The organism is Streptomyces meridianus, from assembly GCF_023703325.1.
In the GTDB taxonomy this organism is placed as follows: domain Bacteria; phylum Actinomycetota; class Actinomycetes; order Streptomycetales; family Streptomycetaceae; genus Streptomyces; species Streptomyces meridianus.
Map to the genome: position 1 here is coordinate 18,812 of NZ_JAMQGM010000028.1, position 20,820 is coordinate 39,631.

Genomic DNA, 20,820 nt, shown 5'->3' on the forward strand with positions numbered 1-20,820 from the left:
CAGGATCCGGTCCGGCATCCGTGGACGTGCGGATGCCGGACCGCCGTGCTCAGAGCCGCTCGGGGGCGCGGATGCCCAGCAGCGACATGCCCTGGCGCAGGGTGCGCGCGGTGACGTCGCACAGGAACAGCCGGTTCTCGACGGCCGCCGGGCTCTCCGCCTTCAGGACCGGGCACTGGTCGTAGAAGGTCGTGTAGAGCGAGGCGAGCTGGAAGAGGTAAGAGGCCAGCTTGTGCGGCTCGTACGTCTCCGCCACGCCCTCCAGCGTCGCCGAGAACTCGTCCAGGTGCAGGCCCAGCGCGCGCTCCGCCGGCGCCAGCGGCAGTTCCGGGTGCGCGGCGGGCCGGGTGCCCCCGGCCTTCCGGAGGATCGACTGGATCCGGGCGTGGGCGTACTGGAGGTAGACGCTGGTGTCGCCGTTCAGCGAGACCATGCGGTCCAGGTCGAAGACGTAGTCGCGGGTCATGGACGTTGACAGGTCCGCGTACTTCACGGCGCCGATGCCGACCTGGGCGGCCCGCTCCGCGATCTCCTGCTCCGTGAGGTCCTGCGCCTTCTCCCGGACGACCGCAGCGGCGCGGCCGATCGCCTCGTCGAGCAGGTCGACAAGGCGGACGGTCTCGCCCTCACGGGTCTTGAACGGCTTGCCGTCCTTGCCCAGCACGGTGCCGAAGGCGAGCTGGCGGGCCGCACCCTCGGGCAGCCAGCCGGCCCGGCGAGCGGTCTCGAACACCATCTTGAAGTGCAGCGCCTGCCGGGCGTCCACGACGTACAGCAGGGTGTCGGCCTTGAGCGTGCCGACCCGGTCGCGGACGGCGGCGAGGTCGGTCGCCGCATAGCCGAAGCCGCCGTCGGACTTCTGGACGATGAGCGGCACCGGGTTGCCGTCCGGGCCCTTCACGTCGTCGAAGAACACGCACAGGGCGCCCTCGCTGCGGACCGCGACGCCCGACTCCTCGAGATCCTTCACCACGGTCTGGAGGTCGTCGTTGTACGCGCTCTCGCCGACGACGTCCGCGTCGAGGATCTCCACGTCGAGCTTGTCGTAGACATCCTGGAAGTAGATCTTCGACTCGTCGACGATCTTGTGCCACAGGTCGCGGGTCTCCCGGTCCCCGGCCTGGAGGTCGACCACCCGGCGGCGGGCCCGGTCCTTGAACTCCTCGTCGGAGTCGAAGAGGGCGCGCGACGCCTTGTAGAGCCGGTTGAGCCGCGCCATGGCGGCCTCGCCCTCGCCGTCGCCACCCGCGGCGTCGGACTCGTGGTCCAGCTCGTGGGGGTGCTCGACCAGGTACTGGATGAGCATGCCGAACTGGGTGCCCCAGTCGCCGATGTGGTGCCGGCGCACGACGTTCTCGCCCCGGTGCTCCAGGATCTGCACGATCGCGTCACCGATGACGGTCGAGCGCAGGTGCCCGACGTGCATCTCCTTGGCGACGTTCGGCTGCGAGTAGTCGATCACCGTGGTCCCCGGGGTCGCGGCGTAGGGCACACCGAGCCGGTCGTCCGCGGCACGGGCGGCCAGCGTCGACGTGATCGCCTCGTCGGACACGGTGATGTTGAGGAAGCCGGGGCCGGAGACCTCGATCCCGGCGATCAGCTCACCGGCCGACAGGCTCGCGACGACCTTGGCCGCCAACTCCCGCGGGTTGCTCTTCAGCTTCTTCGCGAGCCCCAGGACACCGTTGGCCTGGAAGTCCGCCCGGTCGCTTCGTCGCAGCAGCGGGTCGGCGGCGCCGGCCTCCGGCAGGGCTGCCGAGAGGGCGTCCGCGACGCGCTGGTGGACCGAGGCGGCAAGGGAAGGGACCGAGGCCATGGGTTGCGAACCGTTCCGTTGGGGTGGAAGGGGATTCCGGTCAGTATCCCACGGAGGGGCCACCGGTTTTCCGCCGGAGCCGGGCCCGCCCGGGGACGGGTCCGGCCGGAAAACCAGGTGTGCCCGTCTGGGACAATGGGGTCGCCAGACTTTCGAGGAAGGACGTGCCGATCGTGGCTCAGAGCACTGAGACCGACTGGGTCTCCCGTTTCGCGGACGAGGTCATTGCCGAGGCGGAGCGTCGCGCGCCCGGCAAACCGATCGTCTGTGCTTCGGGCCTCAGCCCGTCCGGGCCGATCCACCTCGGCAACCTGCGCGAGGTCATGACGCCCCACCTCGTCGCCGACGAGATCCGGCGGCGAGGGCACGAGGTCGTCCACATCCTGTCCTGGGACGACTACGACCGGTTCCGCAAGGTACCGGCAGGCATCGATGCGTCCTGGTCGGAGCACATCGGCAAGCCGCTGACGACCGTTCCCGCGCCTCCCGGCAGCTCCCACCCGAACTGGGCCGAGCACTTCAAGGCGCCCATGGTCGAGGCGCTCGCCGACCTGGGCATCGAGTACCACCCGATCAGCCAGACCGAGCAGTACACCTCCGGCGCGTACCGCGAGCAGATCCTCTTCGCCATGCGCGAGCGCAGCCGCATCGACGCCGTCCTCGACCGCTACCGGACGAAGGACAAGCCCGCCGCGCCCAAGAAGCAGCAGAAGGGCAAGCTCGACGAGGCGGAGGCGGCGGCTGCCGAGGCCGCCGCGGAGGGCTCGGGTGCGGCGTCCGAGGACGACGGGTCCTCCTCGTCGGCCGGTTACTTCCCGTACAAGCCCTACTGCTCGGCCTGCGACCGCGACCTGACCACGGTCACCGCGTACGACGACCGGACCACCGAGCTGTCGTACACCTGCGGGTGCGGGCATGCCGAGACCGTGCTCCTCTCCGAACACAACCGCGGCAAGCTGGTGTGGAAGGTCGACTGGCCGATGCGCTGGGCGTACGAAGGCGTGATCTTCGAGCCGTCGGGCGTCGACCACTCCTCGCCCGGCTCCTCGTACGTGGTCGGCGGCCAGATCGTGAAGGAGGTCTTCGGCGGTGAGCAGCCGATCGGACCGATGTACGCGTTCGTCGGCATCAGCGGCATGGCCAAGATGAGCAGTTCGAAGGGCGGAGTGCCGACCCCGGCCGACGCCCTGCGGATCATGGAGGCACCGCTGCTGCGCTGGCTGTACGCGCGCCGTCGGCCCAACCAGTCCTTCAAGATCGCGTTCGACCAGGAGATTCAGCGGCTCTACGACGAGTGGGACGCGCTCGGCCGCAAGATCGCCGACGGCACGGCACTGCCCGCGGACCAGGCCGCGCACTCCCGTGCGGTCCGCACCGCCGCCGTCGAACTGCCCCGCACCCCGCGCCCGTTGCCCTACCGCACGCTCGCCTCGGTCGTCGACATCACCACCGGGCACGACGAGCAGACGCTGCGCATCCTGCGCGACCTCGACCCGTCGGACCCGATCCGTTCCCTCGACGAGGCCCGCCCCCGGCTGGACCGCGCCGAGAACTGGATCACCACCCAGGTCCCGGCGGACCAGCGGACCCAAGTGCGCGACGAGCCGGACACCGGACTCCTCGACTCCCTCGGCCACACGGAGAAGGAGTCGCTGCGGATGCTGCTCGAGTGCCTGGACGACCACTGGTCGCTCGACGGTCTGACCACGCTCCTGTACGGCGTGCCCAAGCGCCAGGCGGGTCTTTCGGCAGACGCCAAGCCGACGCCCGAACTGAAGGTGGCGCAGCGGTCGTTCTTCGCGCTGCTCTACCGGCTGCTGGTCGGCCGGGACACCGGACCGCGACTGCCCACGCTGTTGCTGGCCGTCGGCGCGGACCGGGTGCGCAAGCTGCTCGGCGCCTGATTGCGGGTGAGCCCGGAGGGCCGCCGGCCCCGGACGGGGACGGCGGCCCTCCGCGATGCGCCACCGGTGCGCCCCGGCCGCGGGCCGGGCGGGATCAGGACGTGTGTTCCATGCGCATCCGGGCCCGGTACTCCCGTACGTGCTGCCGCAGGTGGTTCTCGTTCAGCGGGCTGCCGTCCTGGAAGCCGATGCCGAAGACGTCCAGTAGGTAGCGGCCGAACTGGTGGGAGTCGGGGAAGGCCCCGTGGTCGGCGGCGTACTTGCGGAAGGCGCCGTAGTAGGCGTCCTCCTGGGACACGTCGTCGGGCAGGCCGACCACCGGCTGCTCGTCGAGGGCGGGTCCGCCGTGGTCGGTCATGACATCGCGCTGCGGGGGCAGGAAGGCCGCGGCACCGGCGCCGTAGTGTCCGGCCTGTGCGTTGCTCAGCGTCCGGACCCGGCCCGGACCGACGGGGACGGTGATCTGGGGGGTCTCGGGCCGGCCGGAGGGGTCGGGGCCGGGATGTGCGGACTGCCATCCCTCGGCGAGCCGGTGCTCCGGATGGGCGGTGGGTTCGGGCTCGGGGTGCCGGTGGCCGTCCGCGGTGCCGGGGGCGGTGGCCGTCTCGTGGCCCGGGTGGCCGGCGGACTCGCGACCGGTGGTGAGGGAGGGGCGCTCGCCGGTCCCCAGCGCGCGGTCCACGGCCTCGGCGGAGGGGGGAGGAGCGGACTCGATCCCGGCCGCCGCGTAGCCGGCCGGGGCCGTCTCCGACAGCGGTACGCCGTACCGGGCGAGGCGGAGCGGCATCAGGGACTCGACGGGGGCCTTGCGGCGCCAGGCCCGGCCGTAGCGGGCACGCAGCCGGGCCTGGTAGACGAGCCGCTGCTGCTCGAGGCGGATCACCTCGTCGTACGAGCGCAGTTCCCAGAGCTTCATCCGCCGCCAGAGCCGGAAGGTGGAGGGGAAGGCGAGGAGCCACCGGGCGATCCGCACGGACTCCATGTGCCGGTCGGCGGTGATGTCCGCGATGCGGCCGATGGCATGGCGGGCGGCTTCGACGGCGACGACGAACAGCACCGGGATGACGGCGTGCATGCCGACACCCAGCGGGTCGGGCCAGGCGGCCGCGCCGTTGAACGCGATGGTGGCCGCGGTGAGCAGCCACGCAGTCTGCCGCAGCAGCGGGAACGGGATCCGGATCCAGGTCAGCAGCAGGTCCAGGGCGAGCAGGACGACGATCCCGGCGTCGATCCCGATCGGGAAGAAGAGGGAGAAGGCGCCGAAGCCCTTCTGTTCGGCCAGCTCGCGCACCGCCGCGTAGGAACCGGCGAAGCCGATTGCTGCGATCACCATCGCGCCGGCGACGACCACGCCGATGAGTATGCGATGCGTGCGTGTCAGCTCGGTCGCGGCCACGCGAGAACCCCTCCTGCAGACGGCTGTTGCCGCCACAGGGTGGCACACATGTTCGCGGCGTGCTGCGGCGGTCCGTCGTTCCGCAGGTCGGAGCGTCGGCCGGGCGCACGCTCAGGAGCCCGGCCGGCGCGGCCGGGCTCCTGAGTGCACTGTGGGGTGGGGACGGGGATGCGGACCAAGGCCTGTTGTGAAAGTAGCGTCGTCCGCCCCTGAGCCAGACGGGACTTTCACAACACGCCTTAGCCGGCCGCTGCGTCCTTGTCCTTGTCCTTGTCCGAGGAGCCGCCCTTGTTCGCCTCGACCGTCGCGGCCTCGACGTTCTTTGCGGCGTCCTTGGCCCGGGCGAGCATCTTCGAGGCGTCCGGGGAGTCCGCGTCCTCGTAGCCGGCGCCGTTGTAGTTGACGGTGAAGACGATGTTGGCCGTGCGGACGACGACGACCTGGTTGCGGAACGTGTCGCCGTCCTTGGCGGTGCTGTACTGCACGGCCTTCGCCTCGTCGCCCAGACCGTTGACGGCGGCGGTCTTCAGCCCCTTCGCACCGGACCGCGGCTTCGCGTTCTCCACCTGCTTGGTGAAGTACTCCTGTGCCCGCTTCTCGCCCGCGCCGAGCGCCGAGTTGGACTCGAAGCGCTGGAACGATATGTCGAGCCAGCGGAACTGGTAGCCGTCGAGGCCGTTCCACGAGCAGCTTCCGCGCAGGGTCGTGTCGGAGGTCTTGCCCTCGATGCCGCGCGACTGCTTCGCGTTGGGGACGAGTTCCCGGACCGTCGACGCGCTGAGGGCGTGGCAGGGTCTGGGAAGGTCGGCGTACTTCGCGGCGGCGGGTTTCGGCTGCGTGGACGACTTCGTCTTCTCGGGGCTGCTGCCGGAACCCTGCCCGCCGGGGCCGGCGGAGCAGCCGGCGACGAGGGTCACCGGGACGACGGCTGCGCAGGCGAGGAGTCGGGTGAGTCGCGGGGCTGTTCGCTGCATGGTTCCTTCGCTCATCTGTCGCTCGGGGCGGTCGGCCGCCCGTTCCATAACGGGCACGGTACGCGTACTGCCGCGGATCGGTGGATTCGCGTCGGCGGACGAGGCTAGTCGCCGAGCGTCGCAGCGAGCTCCCTGGCCAGGCGCTGGGCCTTTTCCTGCAGGTCCTGGCTCGCCGGACGGGGGCCTTGTGGGGTTGCCCACTCGTGGTACTCGACGGTGGTGATGACGTTCGAGGACCGGAAGACGATGGTGATGCCGCGGTGGAGTCCCGACTCGGTGGCGCTGTCGTCGAGGTAAGCGACGTCACCCAGTTCGTCGAGGGCGCGGGGAGCTGTCCGGGGGTCGGCGGTGTCGTCGGGGGCCGAGGTCCCGCTGTCGCCCCCTTCGGAGGTTTTGCCGTTCTTGCCGCTTTCGGGCTTCTCGGCGCCCTCGGGGTGCTCCGGCGTTCCCGACGCCTTGTCCGCCGTGTCGTCGACGGCTGACTCGGATGCCGAGGCGGAGGGTTCGCCCTCGTCCGGCTCGGCGGTGTCCGGAACGGCGGGGATCCCGGCGCCGGCCGCCATCTTGTCGTAGAGCTCCTGGGCGCGGTCGTCGTCGCTGACCGCGGGGTCGTAGGAGACCACCCGTTCGAAGTCGACGTTGATGTGGTGGGAGGCTGCCGGCCCCTCGGCCTTCCACTGGCACCCGGAGCTCCGGTCGGTGTCGTAGGTCACCGCGGGCTCGCCCTGGTACGCCTTCTTGCGCTCGGAGCCGTCGAGTTCCTGGATGCCCGGGAGCAGCGCGCGCAGGGTGCCGCGGGGGATCGATCCGCAGGCCTGGGGCAGTGAGCGGTGCTTGCCCGGTTCGGCGTCCGTGGTGACGGTCGCCGTGCCGTCGGATGCGGAGCCCTCGCCGGACACCCCACCGGATCCCTCCGAGGAGCATCCGGTGAGGCCGATGAGCAGCGCCGCCACGGACAGTGCGGCACCTGCTGCGTATGCCTTCGGCTGCACGGCTGCGGCTCCTCCCGGACGAAAAGCTTTGGCGCCCGTTGGCGGGCGGTGAACACAATGTCTACCGCACGCACCGCTTCACCTGCCGGGCCGCTGTCGTGTTTGCCATGTCAGGTGATGTTTTTGCTGTGTGCGTTGAATAAGGGGAATGGGGGAATCATGACGTATGCCGAGGTGCCCGGTGCCCGGGTGCCGATCCGCATGTGGACCGATCCGGCGTCCGTCGAGGACGTCGCGATGCAGCAGCTGCGCAACGTCTCCACCCTGCCGTGGATCAGGGGCCTGGCCGTGATGCCGGACGTCCACTACGGCAAGGGCGCCACGGTCGGCTCGGTGATCGCGATGCACGGTGCGGTCTGTCCGGCCGCGGTGGGCGTGGACATCGGGTGCGGCATGAGCGCGGTCCGCACGTCGCTCACGGCGAACGACCTCCCCGGGGACCTCTCCCGGCTGCGGTCGAGGATCGAGCAGGCGATTCCGGTCGGCCGGGGCATGCACGACGACCCCGTCGACCCCGGACGGCTGCACGGCTTCCCGACGGCCGGATGGGACGACTTCTGGAGCCGGTTCGGCGGCGTGGCCGAAGCGGTCCGGTTCCGCCGGGACCGGGCGGCGAAGCAGATGGGGTCGCTCGGCGGGGGCAACCACTTCGTCGAGTTCTGCCTCGACGAGTCGGGTGCGGTCTGGCTGATGCTGCACAGCGGTTCGCGGAACATCGGCAAGGAACTGGCCGAGTTCCACATCGGCGAGGCCCGGAAGCTGCCGCACAACCGGGGGCTGGTCGACCGTGATCTCGCGGTGTTCGTGGCGGACACCCCGCAGATGGCGTCCTACCGGAACGACCTGTACTGGGCCCAGGAGTACGCCCGGCACAACCGGGCGATCATGATGGCGATCTTCCAGGACGTGGTGCGGCGGGAGTTCGCCAGGGCGAAGCCAATCTTCGAGCAGGTCATCTCCTGTCACCACAACTACGTGTCCGAGGAGCGCTACGAGGGCCTCGACCTGCTCGTGACCCGCAAGGGCGCGATCCGGGCGGGGGCCGGCGACTACGGGATCATCCCGGGGTCCATGGGCACCGGCTCGTACATCGTGAAGGGACTCGGCAACGAGGCGTCCTTCAACTCGGCCTCGCACGGCGCGGGTCGGCGGATGAGCCGGAACGCGGCGAAGCGGCGGTTCTCGGCCCGGGACCTCGAGGAGCAGACCCGGGGCGTGGAGTGCCGGAAGGACGCGGGGGTCGTGGACGAGATACCGGGCGCGTACAAGCCGATCGAGCGCGTCATCGACCAGCAGCGGGACCTGGTCGAGGTGGTGGCGAAGCTGAAGCAGCTGGTCTGCGTCAAGGGCTGAGGACGGAACCGGCGTCGGCCCCCTCCGCACGGCAGAACGGAGGGGGCTCAGGACCCGCAGCTGATCAACCGGACGGTCCGGGCCGCCGGGGCTCCGGAGCCGGATGATGCCGGACTGGCTATCGTCGTCCGGTGCAATCGATCGGGATGTCACTCACCGGCAGGACGGGCCCACCGTGCTGACGCCGCGATGGCCGCGACTGCGGCACCCGTCACAGGCTGTCGTTGTCGGGTTCGGCGCGGCGGTCCTGGCCGGCACGGGGCTGCTGATGCTCCCGGCGGCCACGTCCGGGCCGGACGGCGCGAGTCTGCTCGAAGCACTGTTCACCGCCACCTCGGCGGTGTGCGTGACCGGGTTGGTGGTGGTGGACACTCCCACCTACTGGACGGGTTTCGGGCAGGTCGTGATCATGGCCCTGATCCAGCTCGGTGGCCTGGGCATCATGACGTTCGCCTCTCTGCTGGGTGTCCTGATCGCCCGCAGGCTGGGGCTGCGGGCCCGGCTGACGGCGGCGGCGGAGACCAAGACGCTGGGGCTGGGCGACGTCCGGGCGGTGATCGTCGGCGTGGTCAAGGTCAGCCTGGCGCTGGAGGCCCTGACCGCGCTGGCGCTGACCCTGCGACTGGGGCTGGGCTATGACAACTCCTGGCCGCGCGCGCTGTGGCTGGGCGTCTTCCACGCCGTCTCGGCCTTCAACAACGCCGGCTTCGCCCTGTACTCCGACAATCTGATGGGTTTCACCACCGACGGGTGGATCTGTCTGCCGATCGCGTGCGCGGTCATCGCCGGCGGGCTGGGGTTCCCCGTGCTGTTCGAGCTGCGCCGCCGCTGGCGCCGCCCTGGTGACTGGTCCCTGCACACCAAGATCGTGCTGTGGGCGAGCGGCATCCTCCTGGTCGGCGGCAGCGCCTTCATCACGGCGGTCGAGTGGACGAACCCGGCGACGCTCGGTCCGCTCGACGTGCCGGGCAAGCTGCTGGCGGGCTTCTTCCAGGGCGTCATGCCGCGCACCGCGGGTTTCAACAGCGTCGACACCGGTGGGATGAACCCCGCCAGCTGGCTAGGGATGGACGTGCTGATGTTCATCGGTGGTGCCAGCGCAGGCACCGCCGGCGGCATCAAGGTGACCACCTTCGCGGTGCTGTTCTTCGTCATATACGCCGAGGTGCGCGGCGAGTCGGCGGTGAACATCTTCCACCGCCGGATGCACGGGGACACCCAGCGCCAGGCGCTGACCGTGGTGCTGCTGTCCGTGGCCGCCGTGGTCGCCTCGACCGTTGTCTTCATGGTGTTCACCGAGGTCAACCTGGACCGCTCGCTGTTCGAGGTCATCTCCGCCTTCGCCACCGTGGGACTGTCCACCGGCGTCACCGCAGATCTTCCCGTCGGCGAGCAGGTCCTGCTGGTGGCGTTGATGTTCATCGGCCGGCTGGGCCCGATCACGGTGGCCTCCGCGCTGGCACTGCGCCGGCGCGTCCGTCTGTACGACCTCCCCGAGGAGCGACCCGTCATTGGCTAGGATCCGCACCCACAAGACCCGTCGGATCGCCCACGGCGACTCCGTCGTCGTCATCGGCATGGGCCGATTCGGCCGCGCGCTGGCCCTGGAACTCGTCGACGAGCACACCGAGGTGCTGGGCATCGACGAGGACGCCGAGGTCGTCCAGTCCCTGGCCGGTTCCCTCACCCACGTGGTGCGGGCCGACTCCACGAAGGAGGACGCCCTGCGTCAGCTGGCGGTGCACGAGTTCAACCGTGCGGTCGTCGGCATCGGCACCGACCTGGAGGCGAGCATCCTGACCGCGTCCCTGCTGATCTCCTTCGGAATCCAGGACGTATGGGCCAAGGCCACCAGTGAGGCCCACGGCAGGATCCTCCAGCAACTCGGCGTCCACCACGTCGTCTACCCCGAGCACGACATGGGCCAGCGCGTGGCCCACCTGGTACGAGGCCGCATGCTCGACTACATCGAGTTCGAGGACGACTTCGCCATGGTCAAGACGGTCCCGCCCACCGATATCACCGGCAAGCGCCTGGCCGACAGCGCGGTCCGCACCCGCTACGGGCTGACGGTCGTCGCGATCAAACGCCCTGGCGAGGGATTCACCTACGCCACCCCCGACACCGTGGTCGAGCCCGACGACACCATCATCGTGGCGGGGCGGACCCGGCACACGGAACGGTTCAGCGAACTCCGGTGACCTCTGCCGGGGCCGGCGCACATGCCGCTGCAACGGATGCGGTCAGCCGGCGCCGCACTTCGCCCCGATCCGGGCGGAGGCGGCGTGCGAGCGCGTCCCCGCCCGGCCTCATGGCTTCGGGCTGCGGGCCACCGCGGGGACGATGAAGTCGCGGATGAGGTCCTTGGCGTCCCGGACCACGGGCCGGAAGATCCGGTACCGGGAGAGCGAGACCAGCCGGGCGACCATCGGCGTGCAGCGGTCGACGAACTGCCGGGTGCGCTCGCACCCGGGGGTCCGGTCGAAGACCCAGTACAGGACGATGGCCATCTGGTGCAGCCAGAGGATCTCCGGGAGGAGGTCGGCGAGTTCCTCGTCGATCCTCGGACCGAGGTCGGACTCCATCAGGACATCGCGGTAGAGGGCGACGGACAGGGACCGGGCCGGGTGCGACTCCTCCGAGAACGGGCTCAGCGGGCTGTCCGGGTCGGCGGCGTTCCGGAAGAACTGGGCGGCGAACTCGTGGTACGGCGCCGCGCACCGCAGCCAGGTGGTGAACGCGATGTGGAGCCGCTCGCCGAAGTCGGACGTCCCGGTCAGTTCGGCCCGCGCGACCACCGTGTGGTCCCGCGACATCCCGTCGTAGAACCCCTGGATCAGGTGTTCCTTGGAGCCGAAGTAGTAGTACGCGTTCCCGACCGAGACGCCGGCCTCCTGGGCGATGGCCCGCATGGTGGTCCTGTCGTAGCCGCGCTCCTCGAACAGCCGCATGGCCGTCGCGAGGATCAGCTCGCGCGTCTGCTCGCTCTTGGCGCGGGGCTTCCCGGCAGGTCCCCCCTGCCGGCCCCGCCCCGCGCTGTCCGCGTCCTGTGCTCCGTTCCGGTCTGCCACGGTGAACGAGCCTAATCGGGCGCCGGGCACTGCCCGTCACAGGCGTCCGGATCGACTCCCGGCCGGTCGGGCCAGATGACGCCGTCCCAGGCGTCACCGCCCCAGCCGAGCCAGGGGGACTGCGGACCGGGACGGCCGGCCTGCTTCCGGCCGTCGAGCCTGGGCCGCACCCTCCGCCAGCGCGCACCCCGGTACTTCGACGCGGCCAGCGCCGCCCCCCGGGCCAGCGGCAGACCCGCCGGAGTGCTCAACCGGTGTGCCAGTGGCCGGTGTTCGGCGAGGGCCCACAGGCAGGTGACGAACGCGCCGGGACCCGTCCACACCTGCCCGCCGTCCGCCACGACCGTGATCTCCCGGAAGGCGGCGACCTGGTCGAGGTCGGGGAACCGCGCCCGCGCCTCGTCGGAGCCGACGGCCACGAACTCCAGCGGAACCAACTGCCGTTGACGGCGCAGCCAGCCGCTCAGGTGTCGGCAGAGCGGGCACCCGGGATCGTGCAGCACGGTCAGCCGGGTGACCGGCGGCATCGGCGCCGGGGCCGTGGCGCCCCGGCACGCTTCGTCGGCGGCCATCGTCAGGCGGTGGGCGCGGCCGGAGCCGTCCAGCCCTGCGGCGGCAGCGGCGGGCGCTGCTCCCGGTCCATCAGTCCGCGCCGGCGGATCCGGTTGAGGACGTAGACGTTGACCAGGTGCAGCAGACCCAGCACCAGCAGGACGGTGCCGAGCTTCATCGACAGCGCGTTGAACACCCCGCGCACGTCCATCACGTCGGTCTCCGTACGCATCCACAGGGCGACGAAGCCGAGGTTGACGAGGTAGAAGCCGACCACCAGCAGGTGGTTGACGGCGTCGGCGAGCTTCTCGTCGCCGCGGAAGACGTCGGCCAGAAAGACCCGGCCGTTGCGGCTGAGAGTCCGCGCGACCCAGACGGTGACGGCCGTCGCGACCGGCAGGTAGACGGCGTAGCTGACCACCGTGAGATCCATGATCCACCCCTTTTTCGAACGCGTTCAAAAATGCGTTGCGACGGACTGTAGACCTGTTTTTGAACATGTTCAAGTGAGGGTGCGGGCTACTGCGGCGCTGTGGTGCGGGGCGGCGTGCGACGCCGGCGCCGTCGCTCGGCGCCCGGCTTCCGGGGTGCCCGGAGACGACGCGAGGGCGCCCGGCACTGCCGGGCGGCAGCGGCCGGGCGCCCTCGTCGACGCATTGGTGCGGGGTCAGCCCTCGCGGTGGACCTTGTGGTTGGCCGCCTGGGCGCGCGGCCGGACCACGAGCAGGTCGACGTTGACATGCGGGGGACGGGTGACCGCCCAGGTCACCGTGTCGGCCACGTCGTCCGCGGTCAGGGGTTCGGCCACGCCCGCGTAGACGGCCGCCGCCTTCTCCTCGTCGCCGCGGAAGCGGGTCAGGGCGAAGCCCTCGGTCCGCACCATGCCCGGCGCGACCTCGATCACCCGGACCGGGACCCCGCACAGCTCCAGGCGGAGGGTCCCCGCGACGCTGTGCGCGGCGTGCTTGGCCGCCACGTACCCGCCGCCGCCCTCGTAGGGCGTCAGCCCGGCGGTGGAGGAGATGACGACGACCGTTCCGTCGCCGGACGCCCTGAGTGCAGGCAGCAGTGCCTGAGTGACGTGCAGCGTGCCGATCACGTTGACCTCGTACATCGTGCGCCACTCGGCGGGGTCGCCGGAGGCCACCGGGTCGGCTCCCAGCGCGCCGCCCGCGTTGTTGACGAGGACGTCGCAACGGTCGAGCCCCTCCGCGAAGGCGTCCACGGCCGCCCGGTCCGTGACGTCCAGCGGGTGCGCCACGGCCTCGTGGCCCGCAGCGGCGAGTTCGGCCGCGAGCGCCTCGATGCGGTCCTTGCGCCGGGCGGTGAGGATCACGCGGTGGCCGGCGGCGGCCAGTTGGCGTGCCGTCGCGGCGCCGATCCCGCCGCTCGCTCCGGTGACGACTGCGGTGCGGGTGGCCATGTCGGGTCCTTCCGGTCGGCTGCGGGGCTTCTCGCAGGATAGGCCGGGTCAGCCGCCGCGCGGCGCGTACATGATCACTGCCATGCCGGCGAGGCAGACGAGCGCGCCGGTCACGTCCCACCGGTCGGGCCGGAAGCCGTCCGCGACGACGCCCCAGAGCAGCGAGCCGGCCACGAACACCCCGCCGTACGCGGCCAGTACCCGGCCGAAGTTGGCGTCGGGCTGAAGGGTGGCGACGAACCCGTAGGCGCCGAGCGCGATGACCCCGGCCCCGATCCACGCCCACCCACGATGCTCGCGGACGCCTTGCCAGACCAGCCAGGCACCGCCGATCTCGAGCAGGGCGGCCAGGAAGAAGAGCGCGACGGAACGTGCGATGAGCATGTGAGGCACGTTACGTGAGGGCGTACGCGGGCAGATGTCCCGCAGTCTTATGGCAAAGTTTTGGCCAAGAGTCCTCTGCGCGTGATCCTGACCAGTCACCCACGAAGGGGGAGGACGTGCCCACGTCACCACGTATGAGCAGGACGCCGTTGCCGGGGATCGGAGTCCAGTACGACATGACGCTGCGGGACCACCGGCACGTCTCCGTGGTGGCGCACCGGGACGGCTCCCGGCACCTGAACGTCTACCGGTCGGACGACCCGGACGACTGCGCCCTGGCCCTTCCGCTCACCGGCCCGGAGGCGGCGTCGATCGCCGACGTGCTGTCCCCGGACCACCACAGTCCGAGCCTGCTGCACACCACCGACCTGGGGCTGGTCGCCGAACGGATCCCGCTGAGCGCGCACTCCCACTTCAACGGCCGGGTGCTCGGCGACGCGCGGATCAGGAGCGAAACGGGCGCCTCCGTCGTGGCCGTGCTGCGGCGCGCCGAGGCCATCCCGTCCCCCGCCCCCGACTTCCGGCTGGCCGGCGGGGACACGCTCATCGTGATCGGCACCCGCGAGGGTGTGGACGCGGCAGCCGCGATCTTCGAGCGGGAGTGAACCGGTGCATTCAGGCGCGATTTTCCTGATCGAGTTCGGCGGCATCATCCTCGGACTCGGCCTGCTCGGGCGCATCGCCGGCCGCTACGGCTTCTCCCCGATCCCGCTGTACCTCCTCGCCGGGCTGGCCTTCGGCCAGGGCGGGCTGCTCCCGCTCGACACGAGTGAGGAGTTCGTCGCCATCGGCGCCGAGATCGGCGTCGTCCTGCTGCTGCTGATGCTGGGCCTGGAGTACACCGCCACGGACCTGGTCCAGAACCTGAAGACCCAGTACCCGGCGGGCGCCGTCGACTTCGCCCTCAACGCGCTGCCCGGTGCGGCGGCGGCGCTGCTCCTGGGCTGGGGCCCGGTGGCCGCCGTGGTGCTGGCCGGCGTCACCTGGATCTCCTCGTCCGGGGTCATCGCCAAGGTGCTGGGCGACCTCGGACGGGTGGGCAACCGGGAGACGCCGGTCATCCTCAGCATCCTCGTCCTCGAGGACCTGGCGATGGCCGTCTACCTGCCCATCATCACGGCGCTGTTGGCGGGCGCCGGACTGGTGGCCGGCGGTGTCACCCTGGCCGTCGCGCTCGGCGCCGCGGGCATCGTGCTGTTCGTGGCCGTGCGGTACGGGCGGCTGATCTCCCGCTTCGTCTCCAGCGACGACCCGGAGAAGCTGCTGCTGGTCGTGCTCGGGCTGACGTTGCTGGTGGCCGGCGTGGCCCAGCAGCTCCAGGTGTCGGCCGCCGTCGGGGCGTTCCTCGTGGGCATCGCACTGTCCGGCGAGGTGGCCGAGGGCGCGCACACCCTGCTCAGCCCGCTGCGGGACCTGTTCGCCGGTGTGTTCTTCGTCTTCTTCGGCCTCCACACCGACCCGGCCAGCATCCCGCCCGTGCTGCTCCCGGCGCTGGCGCTCGCGGTCCTCACCGCCCTGACCAAGATCGCCACGGGGTACTGGGCCGCGCGGCGGGCCGGAGTCGCCGTGCGGGGGCGCTGGCGGACGGGCGGCACGCTGGTCGCCCGCGGCGAGTTCTCCATCGTCATCGCGGGCCTGGCCGTCTCCGCGGGAATCGAGCCCGCGCTGGGCCCGTTGGCGACCGCCTACGTGCTGATCCTGGTGATCCTCGGTCCGCTGGCCGCGCGCTTCACCGAGCCGGTGGCCCGTCGTCTGTCGCTGTCGGCTCCGCCGGCGCCGGCGAGCGAGGCGGTGGAGCCGGTGTCCCAGGGGTCGACGCGCAGTTGACCGGATCGCCCGCGAAGGCCGCGGCCGCGACGGGCCGTTGTTCGCATGCTTCCCGCAGGACCCCGGCCCACCGGCCGGGGTCCTGCTCGTCGGTGGCCCACGCGATGTAGCCGTCCGGCCGCACGAGCAGCGTGGTACGGCCCTGGCCGGGCGCCGTCACCACGTGGACGGGACCGCCGCCGGCGTCGTGACCCGCCGGAGCCGGGGCCGTTCCCGCCACAGGGTCGTGCGCCGGTCCGGACGACGGGGTGGCCAGCACGAACCTGCCCTGCCGCAGGGCCTCGTGGAGACGGTCCGGCCCTTCGCCGCCGGGCTTCTCCAGCAGGAGGTCGGGAGCACGCCGGCCGGTCAGCCGGTGCTCCCCGCGCTCGGCCCCGTAGCGGATGCCGATGCCGCTGACCAGGCCGGTCCCCCTGGCGGCGGCGGGCAGGATCCGGGAGACGAGCCCGGTCGCGAGATCGCGCAGCCCGCGCCGCACGGGGCCGTGGGCCATGGCGAGCCGGACGAGCGCGCCGCTGGTGCGCAGCACCATCCGTCCCACGGGGTGCCGTTCCCGTTCGTACGTGTCGAGGAGGGCGTCGGGGGCGCCGTCCCGCAGGACCGCGGCGAGCTTCCAGCCGAGGTTGGCCGCGTCCTGGAGGCCGGTGTTCATTCCCTGCCCGCCGGCCGGCGAGTGGACGTGGGCGGCGTCCCCGGCGATCAGCACCCGGCCGGCCCGGTAGGCGGGCGCCTGGCGTTCGTCGCTGTGGAAGCGGGAGAGCCAGCGGCACTCCGTGATGCCGAGGTCCGTCCCGAGGGCCCTGCGGGTGACGCTCCTGATCTCGTCGAGGTCCAGCGGCGCGGTGACCGGGGCCGGGTCGCGCCGGTCCCAGCACACGACCCGGTGCCAGCCGTCGCCGAAGGGCACGAGCAGGGCGAAGCAGTCCCCGCCGGCGTTCAGCGTGAGCGGGTTCCCGGGATCGCGGTCGAGGCGGACGTCGGCGAGGGCCATCGACGTGATCACGGACCGGCCGGGGAACGGGATGCCGAGCGCCTGCCGGACGGTGCTGCGGTGGCCGTCGGTTCCCACGGCGTAGGCGGCGCGGTACCGGGCGCTGCGACCTTCCGGTTCCCGGGTGTGCACAGTGACGCCGTCCGTGTCCTGCTCCAGGCCGGCCACCTCGGTCTCGTACCGGAACCGGACGCCCGCCGCGGCCGCGCGCCGCTGCAGTACGGCCTCGACCTCGTACTGCGGGGTGACGAGCACGTACGGGAAGCGGGTCGGCAGCAGGCCGAGGTCGACGGCCAGGCTCCGGAAGAGGCGGAGCCCGGTGATGCGGTGCCCGGTCGGGACCAGTTCGTCGGCGAGGCTGCCCGCGCCGGTGGGGGAGGGACGGGTGTCGAGCTGTTCGAGGGTGCGGGCGTGCACGGCGAAGGCGCGGCTGAGGTTGCTGATCGTCCGGGGGCGCCGTTCCAGCAGGGTCACCGAGAGGCCGGCGACGGCCAGGTCTCCCGCGAGCAGCAGACCGGTGGGGCCGGCGCCGACGACGAGGACGTCGGTGGCCGGTGCGCCGACGCGGGGGAACCCGCCGCCGGCGTCGTTGTTCGCGGGAGTGCCGGGTTCACGGGTCATGGCCGCCTCCAGATGGCAACACGCCGTATGTCAACGCTTGTTGGCAACGGTAGGGCGGCCCGTATGGATTGTCAACGCTTGTTGGCCTACAGTTGTTGGCATGGTCAGTGAGCAGAAGCCGCCGGTTCGGCCGATCGCCGGGGCCCGCCGCTCCGACGCCACCCGGGCCGCCATCCTCGGAGCGGCCCGCGAGCGGTTCGCCGCGGACGGGTACGAGCGCGCCACCATCCGCGCCATCGCCCGGGACGCACGCATCGACCCGTCGATGGTGATGCGCTACTACGGCAGCAAGGAGGGGCTCTTCGCGGCCGCCTCGGAGTTCGACCTGCGGCTCCCGGACCTCTCCGAGGTGCCCCGGTCAGAGGCCGGCCGGGCGCTCGTCCGGCACTTCCTGGACCGCTGGGAGGACGACGAGGTCCTGACGGCGCTGCTCCGGGTCGGCGTCACCAACGCCGCCGGGGCCCGTCGGATGCAGGAGATCTTCCGGGAGCAGCTGGAACCGGTGGTGGCGAAGGTCTGCCCGGTCCCGGGGCAGGGGCCGACGCGTGCCGCCCTGGTCTCCTCGCAGATCCTCGGGATGGCACTGGGCCGCTTCGTGCTGCGGATCGCGCCCGCGGCCGGGATGCCACGGGAGGAACTGGTCGCCTGGCTGGGGCCGACGGTGCAGCGCTACCTGACCGCCGAACTGCCGTGACCGAACTGTGGTGAACCGGAGGACCGCAGGCGGACGGCCGGCATCTCCGCGTCCTGCGGCTCAGGGCCAGACGAGGCAGTACGCCTGGTGTCCCGCCTCGTGCAGCCGGTGGCTGAAGTCCTGCCATTCGTGCAGGAGTTGGTAGACGTTGAAGGCGTCCCTCGGTCCGCCGCGGTCCGGGACCGTGGACCAGATGAAGGCCGCCGCGCCGACGGACTCCTCGCCCACGCCGCGCAGCGGGTCGACGACGGTCATCGGAAGCTTGACCACTGCGTAGTCCGGGTGCAGCACCACGAGTTCGAGCGGCGGCACCTTGTGCAGCGGCACGCCCTCGATGCCGGTCAGCACCATGGCCGCCATGGTCTCCGGCTTGATCTTGGTGAACATCCCGCCCATGCCGAGCTCGTCGCCGCCCAGCTCCTCCGGGCGCATCGAGACCGGCACCCGGGCAGCCGTGGCCCCGTCCGGCGCACCGAAGTACTTGTAGGTCACCCCCACTCGGCCACCCCTGCTCCCGACCCTTTCCGCGCCATCCCGCCGATGACGTCCCCGTCCACGGGAACGTTCGGCGCCGGCGCGGGGTGCCCCATCCCCACCGGGAACACCGGCACGCTCGGGGTCGAGATCACCGACCCCGTCGCCCAGTCCGCCACCGCGATGCATATCTCCACCCGACCACTCGCGGACCCCGCCGCGCAACCCGATCATCGTGTCAGAGACCTCCCCATCGGGCGGGCTGCGAAACGCCCGGACGCGGGTCCCTGTCCGGCTCTGACACCATGGCTCACGTGACCTATACGTACCAAGCCCCAGTTTCGCAGACGCTCTTCGACCGTGCGGCCGCCGTGACGCCCGGAGGCGTGAATTCTCCCGTGCGCGCATTCCGCGCCGTCGGCGGGACGCCTCGTTTCATGGTGTCCGGCTCCGGGCCGTATCTGACCGACGCCGACGGACGCGAGTACGTCGACCTGGTGTGTTCCTGGGGGCCGATGATCCTCGGGCACGCGCACCCGGCCGTCGTGGAGGCGGTCCGGGAGGCCGTCGGGCGCGGCACCTCGTTCGGCACGCCGGGCGAGGGCGAGGTCGAACTCGCGGAGGAGATCGTCGCCCGGGTCGAGCCCGTGGAGCAGGTGCGTCTGGTGTCGTCCGGCACCGAGGCGACCATGTCGGCGATCCGGCTCGCCCGCGGATTCACCGGCCGGGCCAAGGTGATCAAGTTCGCCGGCTGCTACCACGGCCACGTCGACGCGCTGCTGGCCGCGGCGGGTTCGGGTGTCGCCACCTTCGGCCTGCCCGACACCCCCGGTGTCACCGGCGCGCAGGCCGGCGAGACGGTCGTCCTCCCGTACAACGACCTGGATGCCGTCGCCGCCGCGTTCGCCGCGCACCCCGGCGAGATCGCCTGCGTGATCACCGAGGCGTCGCCGGGCAACATGGGCGTCGTCCCGCCGCTCGACGGGTTCAACGCCGGGCTGAAGCGGCTCTGCGAGGAGAACGGCGCGCTGTTCGTCTCCGACGAGGTCATGACGGGTTTCCGGGTCTCCCGCGCCGGCTGGTACGGCATCGACGGGGTCCGGCCGGACCTGATGACGTTCGGCAAGGTCATGGGCGGCGGCTTCCCGGCGGCGGCCTTCGGCGGCCGCGCGGACGTGATGGCCCACCTCGCCCCGTCGGGCCCGGTCTACCAGGCCGGTACCCTCTCCGGGAATCCGGTCGCCACCGCGGCGGGCGTCGCACAGCTGCGACTGCTGGACGACGCCGCGTACGCGAGGGTCGACGCGGCCTCCGTCCAGGTGCAGGCCGCGGTCACCGAGGCGCTGTCCAAGGAGGGCGTCGCGCACCGGCTCCAGACGGCGGGCAGCATGTTCTCGGTGTTCTTCACCGAGGACGCGGTGACGAACTACGACGAGGCCAGGCGCCAGCAGGCCCACCGGTTCACCGCCTTCTTCCACTCGATGCTCGCGCAGGGCGTCCACCTGCCCCCCTCCGCCTTCGAGTCCTGGTTCCTGTCGGCCGCCCACGACACCGCAGCCGTCGAGCGCATCGCCGCGGCTCTGCCGGGGGCGGCGCGTGCGGCGGCAGAGGCGTCGGAATGATGGAGGGCATGTACACGAACGACAACGACATCACCGTCGTCCATCTGGTCCGGCACGGTGAGGTGGAGAACCCGGACGGGGTGCTCTACGGCCGGCTGCCCGGCTACCACCTGTCCGGCCTGGGCCGGGAGATGGCCGAACGGGTGGCCGGCCACCTCGAGGGCCGGGACATCGCCCACATCGTCTCCTCGCCACTGGAGCGCGCCCAGGAGACCGCCGCACCGATCGCCAAGTCCCATGGCCTGGACGTGAGTTGTGACGAGCGGTTGATCGAGGCGGAGAACATCTTCCAGGGGAAGACGTTCGGTGTCGGCGACGGTGCGCTGCGCCGCCCGGGCAACTGGCGGCACCTCGCCAACCCCTTCCGCCCGTCGTGGGGCGAGCCCTACATTGATCAGGTCGTGCGGATGATGGGGGCGCTCGAGAAGGCGCGCGAGGCCGCCCGGGGCCACGAGGCAGTGGCCGTCAGCCATCAGCTGCCGATCTGGATCGTGCGCAGCTTCGTCGAGAGGCGCCGGCTGTGGCACGACCCGCGCAAGCGGCAGTGCACGCTCGCGAGCCTGACGTCGTTCACCTTCGAGGGCGACCGGATCGTCTCGGTGTGCTACAGCGAGCCTGCGCTGGAGCTGGTGCCCCCGCATCTGCGCGGTGGCGCGCAGCCCCGGTTCGGCAGGGGCGCCGTGAAGGGCGCTGCGAAGGGTTTCGGCGCGTAGACCGCGCGGCGTC

General features: G+C 71.5%; 20 protein-coding genes. 9 read left to right on the top strand and 11 right to left on the bottom strand.

Annotated elements, in window-relative coordinates; genetic code table 11:
- Positions 1–49: 49 nt before the first annotated feature.
- Positions 50–1,816, bottom strand: coding sequence for an arginine--tRNA ligase (gene argS / locus M1E25_RS13130; RefSeq protein ID WP_251414557.1), 1,767 nt, complete (start codon positions 1,814–1,816; stop codon positions 50–52).
- A 164-nt stretch (positions 1,817–1,980) separates the two neighbouring features.
- Between argS and lysS the strand changes: the two genes are divergently transcribed.
- On the top strand, positions 1,981–3,720 hold the full coding sequence (gene lysS / locus M1E25_RS13135; protein ID WP_251414559.1) for a lysine--tRNA ligase: 1,740 nt from the start codon (positions 1,981–1,983) through the stop codon (positions 3,718–3,720).
- Positions 3,721–3,814: 94 nt separating this feature from the next.
- Here the strand turns inward: lysS and M1E25_RS13140 are convergent, their stop codons facing one another.
- The 3 genes from M1E25_RS13140 to M1E25_RS13150 all read right to left on the bottom strand — a co-directional run bounded on the left by M1E25_RS13140 (position 3,815) and on the right by M1E25_RS13150 (position 7,082).
- Entirely contained in the window at positions 3,815–5,101 is a 1,287-nt protein-coding gene (locus tag M1E25_RS13140; RefSeq protein WP_285830723.1) for a DUF2637 domain-containing protein, read from the bottom strand.
- Between the two features lie 254 nt (positions 5,102–5,355).
- Positions 5,356–6,090: a DUF3558 family protein gene (locus M1E25_RS13145; protein ID WP_251414563.1), complete on the bottom strand. Its 735-nt coding sequence runs from the start codon at positions 6,088–6,090 to the stop codon at positions 5,356–5,358.
- A 104-nt stretch (positions 6,091–6,194) separates the two neighbouring features.
- Positions 6,195–7,082, bottom strand: coding sequence for a hypothetical protein (locus M1E25_RS13150; RefSeq protein WP_251414565.1), 888 nt, complete (start codon positions 7,080–7,082; stop codon positions 6,195–6,197).
- A gap of 159 nt (positions 7,083–7,241) precedes the next feature.
- Here M1E25_RS13150 and M1E25_RS13155 point away from each other — a divergent pair, with 159 nt between their 5' ends.
- From M1E25_RS13155 to M1E25_RS13165, 3 genes are all read left to right on the top strand, one after another.
- Positions 7,242–8,435: an RtcB family protein gene (locus M1E25_RS13155; protein WP_251414567.1), complete on the top strand. Its 1,194-nt coding sequence runs from the start codon at positions 7,242–7,244 to the stop codon at positions 8,433–8,435.
- A 175-nt stretch (positions 8,436–8,610) separates the two neighbouring features.
- A complete protein-coding gene (locus M1E25_RS13160; protein WP_308290422.1) occupies positions 8,611–9,954 on the top strand; it encodes a TrkH family potassium uptake protein in 1,344 nt (447 codons plus the stop codon).
- Positions 9,947–10,636 (top strand): potassium channel family protein, encoded by a 690-nt coding sequence (locus M1E25_RS13165; protein ID WP_251414569.1) that lies wholly within the window; start codon positions 9,947–9,949, stop codon positions 10,634–10,636. Before M1E25_RS13160 ends, M1E25_RS13165 begins: the two co-directional genes overlap by 8 nt.
- A gap of 108 nt (positions 10,637–10,744) precedes the next feature.
- Here M1E25_RS13165 and M1E25_RS13170 read toward each other — a convergent pair whose 3' ends face one another.
- The 5 genes from M1E25_RS13170 to M1E25_RS13190 form a co-directional block, all read right to left on the bottom strand.
- On the bottom strand, positions 10,745–11,506 hold the full coding sequence (locus M1E25_RS13170) for a TetR/AcrR family transcriptional regulator (protein ID WP_308290423.1): 762 nt from the start codon (positions 11,504–11,506) through the stop codon (positions 10,745–10,747).
- 11 nt (positions 11,507–11,517) lie between these two features.
- Positions 11,518–12,078, bottom strand: coding sequence for a thiol-disulfide oxidoreductase DCC family protein (locus tag M1E25_RS13175; RefSeq protein WP_251414572.1), 561 nt, complete (start codon positions 12,076–12,078; stop codon positions 11,518–11,520).
- Between the two features lie 2 nt (positions 12,079–12,080).
- Complete coding sequence (locus tag M1E25_RS13180; protein ID WP_251414574.1) at positions 12,081–12,491, bottom strand: hypothetical protein; 411 nt, start codon at positions 12,489–12,491, stop codon at positions 12,081–12,083.
- A gap of 234 nt (positions 12,492–12,725) precedes the next feature.
- On the bottom strand, positions 12,726–13,481 hold the full coding sequence (locus tag M1E25_RS13185) for an SDR family NAD(P)-dependent oxidoreductase (protein ID WP_251414576.1): 756 nt from the start codon (positions 13,479–13,481) through the stop codon (positions 12,726–12,728).
- Positions 13,482–13,529: 48 nt separating this feature from the next.
- Complete coding sequence (locus M1E25_RS13190; protein WP_251414578.1) at positions 13,530–13,865, bottom strand: YnfA family protein; 336 nt, start codon at positions 13,863–13,865, stop codon at positions 13,530–13,532.
- A gap of 134 nt (positions 13,866–13,999) precedes the next feature.
- Between M1E25_RS13190 and M1E25_RS13195 the strand changes: the two genes are divergently transcribed.
- A complete protein-coding gene (locus M1E25_RS13195) occupies positions 14,000–14,470 on the top strand; it encodes a cation:proton antiporter regulatory subunit (protein WP_251414877.1) in 471 nt (156 codons plus the stop codon).
- 4 nt (positions 14,471–14,474) lie between these two features.
- Positions 14,475–15,692 carry a cation:proton antiporter gene (locus M1E25_RS13200; RefSeq protein WP_251414580.1) on the top strand — a complete coding sequence of 406 codons (1,218 nt, stop codon included), beginning with the start codon at positions 14,475–14,477 and terminating at the stop codon, positions 15,690–15,692.
- On the opposite strand, the gene M1E25_RS13205 is transcribed toward M1E25_RS13200, so the two are convergent.
- Positions 15,595–17,304, bottom strand: coding sequence for an FAD-dependent monooxygenase (locus tag M1E25_RS13205; protein ID WP_251414613.1), 1,710 nt, complete (start codon positions 17,302–17,304; stop codon positions 15,595–15,597). The two genes, M1E25_RS13200 and M1E25_RS13205, sit on opposite strands and share 98 nt — an antisense overlap.
- A 100-nt stretch (positions 17,305–17,404) precedes the next feature.
- Between M1E25_RS13205 and M1E25_RS13210 the strand changes: the two genes are divergently transcribed.
- On the top strand, positions 17,405–17,998 hold the full coding sequence (locus M1E25_RS13210; RefSeq protein WP_251414617.1) for a TetR/AcrR family transcriptional regulator: 594 nt from the start codon (positions 17,405–17,407) through the stop codon (positions 17,996–17,998).
- A gap of 60 nt (positions 17,999–18,058) precedes the next feature.
- On the opposite strand, the gene M1E25_RS13215 is transcribed toward M1E25_RS13210, so the two are convergent.
- Positions 18,059–18,496: a hypothetical protein gene (locus tag M1E25_RS13215; RefSeq protein WP_251414620.1), complete on the bottom strand. Its 438-nt coding sequence runs from the start codon at positions 18,494–18,496 to the stop codon at positions 18,059–18,061.
- Between the two features lie 281 nt (positions 18,497–18,777).
- Between M1E25_RS13215 and hemL the strand changes: the two genes are divergently transcribed.
- Positions 18,778–20,094 carry a glutamate-1-semialdehyde 2,1-aminomutase gene (hemL, locus tag M1E25_RS13220; RefSeq protein ID WP_251414623.1) on the top strand — a complete coding sequence of 439 codons (1,317 nt, stop codon included), beginning with the start codon at positions 18,778–18,780 and terminating at the stop codon, positions 20,092–20,094.
- An 8-nt stretch (positions 20,095–20,102) separates the two neighbouring features.
- Positions 20,103–20,807 carry a histidine phosphatase family protein gene (locus tag M1E25_RS13225; RefSeq protein ID WP_251414624.1) on the top strand — a complete coding sequence of 235 codons (705 nt, stop codon included), beginning with the start codon at positions 20,103–20,105 and terminating at the stop codon, positions 20,805–20,807.
- Positions 20,808–20,820: the final 13 nt, after the last annotated feature.